A 5,302-nucleotide genomic window follows, 5' to 3' on the forward strand; every position below is an offset into this window, starting at 1 on the left:
GCGCCCTGGTGCGCCGCCTGGAGGCGGCGGGCGCGATCCTCGTCGGCGCGCTCAACATGGGCGAGTACGCCTACGACTTCACCGGCGAGAACGTGCACGACGGCGACAGTCGCAACCCGCACGGGGCCGGCCACATGACCGGCGGCTCGTCGAGCGGCTCGGGCGGGGCGATCGCCGCCGGCCTCGTGCCGCTGACGCTGGGCTCCGACACCAACGGCTCGATCCGGGTGCCGTCGGCCTTCTGCGGATGCTTCGGCCTGAAGCCGACCTACGGCCGGCTGACCCGGGCCGGCAGCTTCCCGTTCGTCAACAGCCTCGACCACCTCGGGCCGATGACGCGCAGCGTCGCCGACCTGGCGCTCGCCTACGACGCGATGCAGGGCCCCGACCCGGACGACGCGGTGGCGACGGCCCGTCCGGCGGAGCCGGTCCTGCCGGGGCTGGATTCCGGCCTCGGCGACCTCCGGATCGCCGTGGCCGGGGGCTACTTCGCGCGCGGCGGCGACCCGGAGGCGTTCGCGGCGGTGCAGGTGGTGGCCCGGGCGCTGTCCGCGACGCGGGTCGTCGAGATCCCGGAAGCCGCCCGCGCCCGGGCGGCGGCCTACCTGATCACCGCGGCGGAGGGCGCGGCGCTCCACCTCGACCGCCTCCGGACCCGGCCGGAGGACTTCGATCCGGCGGTGCGCGACCGCCTCATCGCCGGGGCGATGCTGCCGGCCCCCTTCGTCGAGCGGGCGCAGCGCTTCCGCCGCTGGTACCGCGGCGCGGTGGCCGACCTGTTCGCGGACGTCGACGTGATCCTGGCGCCGTCCACCCCGTGCCGGGCGCCGCCGCGCGGCCAGACGCACTTCACCCTCGACGGCGTCTCGCTGCCGGTGCGGGCCAACATCGGTGTGTTCACGCAGCCGATCTCGTTCATCGGCCTGCCGGTGGCGGCGGTGCCGGTCTGGCTCGACGGCGGGCTGCCCCTCGGGGTGCAGGTGATCGCCGCGCCCTGGCGCGAGGACGTGGCCTTGCGGGTGGCGCGGGTGCTCGAACGGCTCGGCACCGTCCGCGCCCCGATCGCGGAGCTGGTCTGATGGTGATCGACGATTGGGAGGTGAAGGCCGAGGTCGAGGCGGCGTTCCGCGCCTACGAGACCGCGCTGACGACGAACGACGTGCCGGTGCTCGAGGCGCTGTTCCGCGACGACCCCCGCACCATCCGCTACGGCGGGGGCGAGAACCTCTACGGCATGGACGCGATCCGCGCCTTCCGCCGGGCGCGCTCGCCCGTGGGCCTGGAGCGGACCCTGTCCGAGACGGTGATCACCACCTACGGGCGCGATTTCGCCACCGCGATGACCCTGTTCTTCCGTGCGAGCGCGCCGGGGCGGGTCGGCCGGCAGAGCCAGACCTGGGTGCGGTTTCCCGAGGGCTGGCGGGTGGTCGCCGCCCACGTGAGCCTGATCGACGGGTAGGGCGGCCCCGCCCGCCTGAATAAACAATCAGGGCCTCCGGCCGGTCTGGCCGCGCGCTTGCATGGAGCCGGGCGTCCTCTGCGGCGCCCGGTCACGGGTGGCCGCCCCACGGAGCAACCCCGCCCGACATGCCGTTCCGCTCGATGAAGACCTTCACCGCCCGCGCGGCCTTCGCCGGCTCCCTGATGCTGTCGGCCCAGGCCGTGATGGCCCAGGGCACGCTGCGGATCGGCATGACCGCCTCCGACATCCCGCTGACCACCGGCCAAGCCGACAACGGCGGCGAGGGCATGCGCTTCATGGGCTACACGGTCTATGACGGGCTCATCAATTGGGACCTGTCCTCGGCGACCAAGCCCTCCGACCTCGTGCCGGGGCTGGCCGAGAGTTGGGCGGTGGACGCCGCCGACAAGACCAAGTGGACGTTCAAGCTGCGGCCCGGCGTGAAATTCCACGACGGCTCCGACTTCACCGCCGACGCGGTGGTGTGGAACCTCGACAAGCTGCTGAAGAACGACAGCCCGCAATACGATCCGCGCCAGTCGGCGCAGGGGCGCACCCGCATCCCGGCGGTCGCGAGCTACAAGGTCGTCGACCCGACGACCGTGGAGATCGTCACCAAGGCGCCCGACGCGACGCTGCCCTACCAGATCGCCTGGGTGATGATGTCCTCGCCCGCGCAGTGGGAGAAGCTCGGCAAGTCCTGGGACGCCTTCGCCAAGACCCCGTCCGGCACCGGCCCGTGGAAGCTGACCCTGTTCGCCCCCCGCGAGCGCGCCGAGATGGTCCCCTTCAAGGAGTACTGGGACAAGGCGCGGGTCCCGAAGCTCGACAAGCTCGTGCTGGTGCCGCTGCCGGAGGCCAACGCCCGCGTCGCGGCGCTCCGCTCCGGCCAGGTCGACTGGATCGAGGCGCCCGCGCCCGACGCCGTCGCCTCGCTGAAGGGCGCCGGCTTCACCATCGTCACCAACACCTATCCCCACAATTGGACCTGGCACCTGTCCCGCGTCGAGGGCTCGCCCTGGAACGACGTCCGCGTGCGCAAGGCCGCCAACCTCGCCATCGACCGGGACGGCCTGAAGGAGCTGCTCGGCGGCCTCGCGGTGCCGGCGACCGGCTTCTTCCCGCCCGGCCACCAGTGGTTCGGCCACCCGACCTTCCAGGTGAAGTACGATCCGGCCGCCGCCAAGAAGCTGCTGGCGGAGGCCGGCTACGGCCCGAACAAGCCGCTCAAGACCAAGATCGCGATCTCGGCCTCGGGCTCGGGCCAGATGCAGCCGCTGCCGATGAACGAGTTCGTGCAGCAGAACCTCGCCGAGGTCGGCATCCAGGTCGACTACGAGGTGGTCGAGTGGAACACGCTGATCAACATCTGGCGCGCCGGCGCCAAGGCCGACATCTCGCGCGGCGTGACGGGCATCAACTACTCGTACTTCATCCAGGACCCCTTCACCGGCTTCATCCGGCACCTGCAGTGCAACTTCGCCCCGCCGAACGGCACCAACTGGGGCTACTACTGCGATCCGGCGATGGACAAGCTGTTCGACCAGGTCCGCAACACCTTCGACAAGGCCGAGCAGACGGCCGTGCTGGAGAAGGTCCACGAGAAGTTCGTCGACGACGCGCTGTTCATCATGATCACCCACGACGTGAACCCGCGGGCGATGAGCCCGAAGGTGAAGGGATTCGTCCAGGCGCAGAACTGGTTCCAGGATTTCTCGAACATCACCATGGCGACGGGGAAGTGAACCACGGCTCTTCCCTCCCCTGAAGCGGGGGAGGGCGCTTCGCGCATCATGACCTGGGATCGGAACAAGGAAACCCGAATCCGATGCTGCTCTACATCCTCAAGCGCCTCGTCGCCGTGACGCCGGTGGCGTTCGGAGTGAGCCTCGTCTGCTTCCTCCTGGTCCACCTCGCGCCGGGCGATCCCTTGAGCGCGATTCTGCCGGCGGACGCGACGCAGGCGACCATCGACGAGATGCGCGCCGCCTACGGCTTCGACAAGCCGCTGCCGGTGCAGTACGCGATCTGGCTCTGGCACGTGCTGCACGGCGACCTCGGCGTCTCGATCGCCACCGGCCGGCCGGTGCTCGGCGAGGTCACCCGCGCGGTGGTCAACAGCCTGATCCTCGCCTCGGTGGCGACGCTGATCGGCTTCACCTTCGGCACCCTGTTCGGGTTCGTCGCCGGCTATCACCGCAACTCGATCCTCGACCGGGTCGCCTCCGCGATCTCGGTCTTCGGCGTCTCGGTGCCGCATTACTGGCTCGGCATGGTGATGGTGATCGTGTTCTCGGCCAACCTCGGCTGGCTGCCGCCGACCGGGGCGGGGCCGGACGGCTCCGGCAACTGGCGGCCCGACTTCGAGCACCTGCGCTTCATCATCCTGCCCGCCGTGACGATGTCGGTGATCCCGATGGGCATCATCGCCCGCACCGTGCGCGCGCTCGTCGCCGACATCCTCGCCCAGGACTTCGTCGAGGCCCTGCGCGCCAAGGGCCTCGACGAGGTCGGGGTGTTCAAGCACGTGGTCCGCAACGCGGCGCCGACCGCGCTCGCGATCATGGGCCTGCAGCTCGGCTACCTGCTCGGCGGCTCGATCCTGATCGAGACGGTGTTCGCCTGGCCCGGCACCGGCTTCCTGCTCAACGCCGCGATCTTCCAGCGCGACCTCCCCCTGCTCCAGGGCTCGATCCTCGTGCTGGCGATGTTCTTCGTCGCCCTCAACCTCCTCGTGGACGTGATGCAGACCGCACTCGATCCGCGCATCGAGCGGGCCTGATCCGATGACAGCACCCGTCACCGCCGCCACCATGGCCCTCGACGGGGGCATCGCCCCCGCGGCGTCCGAAGTCGAGCCCGACGCCTTCGTCGCCTCCCGCGGCTACTGGGGCCATGTCGGCCACCGCCTCGTGCGCGACCCGGTGGCGATCACCGCCGGCGCGGTGATCCTCGCCATCGTTGTCGTCGCGATCCTGTCGCCGTGGATCACGCCGATGGACCCGTATCGCGGCTCGATGCTGCGCCGCCTGAAGCCCGTCGGCGACGCGACCTACTGGCTCGGCTCGGACGAGCTCGGCCGCGACATGCTGAGCCGCCTGATGGTCGGCGCGCGGCTGTCGCTGTTCATGGGCGTGACGCCGGTGCTGATCGCCTTCGTGATCGGCTCGTCGATCGGGATCGTGGCCGGCTACGTCGGCGGCTGGACCAACACGATCCTGATGCGCACCATCGACGTGTTCTTCGCCTTCCCCTCGGTGCTGCTCGCCATCGCGCTGTCGGGGGCGCTCGGGGCCGGCATCTTCAACGCCATCGTCTCGCTGACCTGCGTGTTCGTCCCCCAGATCGCGCGGATCTCCGAGAGCGTCACCACCGGCATCCGGGCGCGCGACTACATCGACGCCGCCCGGCTGTCCGGCGCCTCGGCGCTCACGATCATGCGGGTGCAGGTGCTCGGCAACGTGGTCGGGCCGATCTTCGTCTACTCCACCGGCCTGATCTCGGTCTCGATGATCCTGGCCTCGGGCCTGTCCTTCCTCGGCCTCGGGGTGCGCCCGCCCGAGCCCGAATGGGGCCTGATGCTCAACACGCTCCGCACCGCGATCTACGTGAACCCGACGGTGGCGGCGCTGCCGGGGCTGGCGATCTTCATCGTCTCGATCTCGTTCAACCTGTTCTCGGACGGCCTGCGCAGCGCCATGGAGATCCGCCAGTGACGGGCCTCGTCAGGGACGGAAACCGGGCGAAGCGCGGGTCCCTTCTCCCAGGGGGAGAAGGACAGGATGAGGGGCGTGACCTCTCCGGACGGCGCACGCCCCTCACCCCGACCCTCTCCCCAAC

General features: G+C 70.4%; 5 protein-coding genes. All 5 read left to right on the forward strand.

Features of this window, described 5'->3' with window-relative positions:
- A partial coding sequence (locus tag FV222_RS16385; RefSeq protein WP_147815129.1) for an AtzE family amidohydrolase occupies positions 1–1,079 on the forward strand: 1,079 nt, incomplete at its 5' end.
- The gene (gene hpxZ, locus FV222_RS16390) at positions 1,079–1,459 is read left to right on the forward strand and encodes an oxalurate catabolism protein HpxZ (RefSeq protein WP_147764366.1); all 381 of its coding nucleotides are present in this window, start codon (positions 1,079–1,081) and stop codon (positions 1,457–1,459) included. The genes FV222_RS16385 and hpxZ, both read left to right, overlap by 1 nt.
- Positions 1,460–1,587: 128 nt before the next feature.
- On the forward strand, positions 1,588–3,207 hold the full coding sequence (locus FV222_RS16395) for an ABC transporter substrate-binding protein (protein WP_147764365.1): 1,620 nt from the start codon (positions 1,588–1,590) through the stop codon (positions 3,205–3,207).
- Between the two features lie 83 nt (positions 3,208–3,290).
- Positions 3,291–4,244 carry an ABC transporter permease gene (locus tag FV222_RS16400; RefSeq protein WP_147754528.1) on the forward strand — a complete coding sequence of 318 codons (954 nt, stop codon included), beginning with the start codon at positions 3,291–3,293 and terminating at the stop codon, positions 4,242–4,244.
- 4 nt (positions 4,245–4,248) lie between these two features.
- Complete coding sequence (locus FV222_RS16405; protein WP_147754529.1) at positions 4,249–5,178, forward strand: ABC transporter permease; 930 nt, start codon at positions 4,249–4,251, stop codon at positions 5,176–5,178.
- The last annotated feature ends 124 nt before the right edge of the window (positions 5,179–5,302 follow it).

Source organism: Methylobacterium sp. WL103, assembly GCF_008039885.1.
Taxonomy (GTDB): domain Bacteria; phylum Pseudomonadota; class Alphaproteobacteria; order Rhizobiales; family Beijerinckiaceae; genus Methylobacterium; species Methylobacterium cerastii.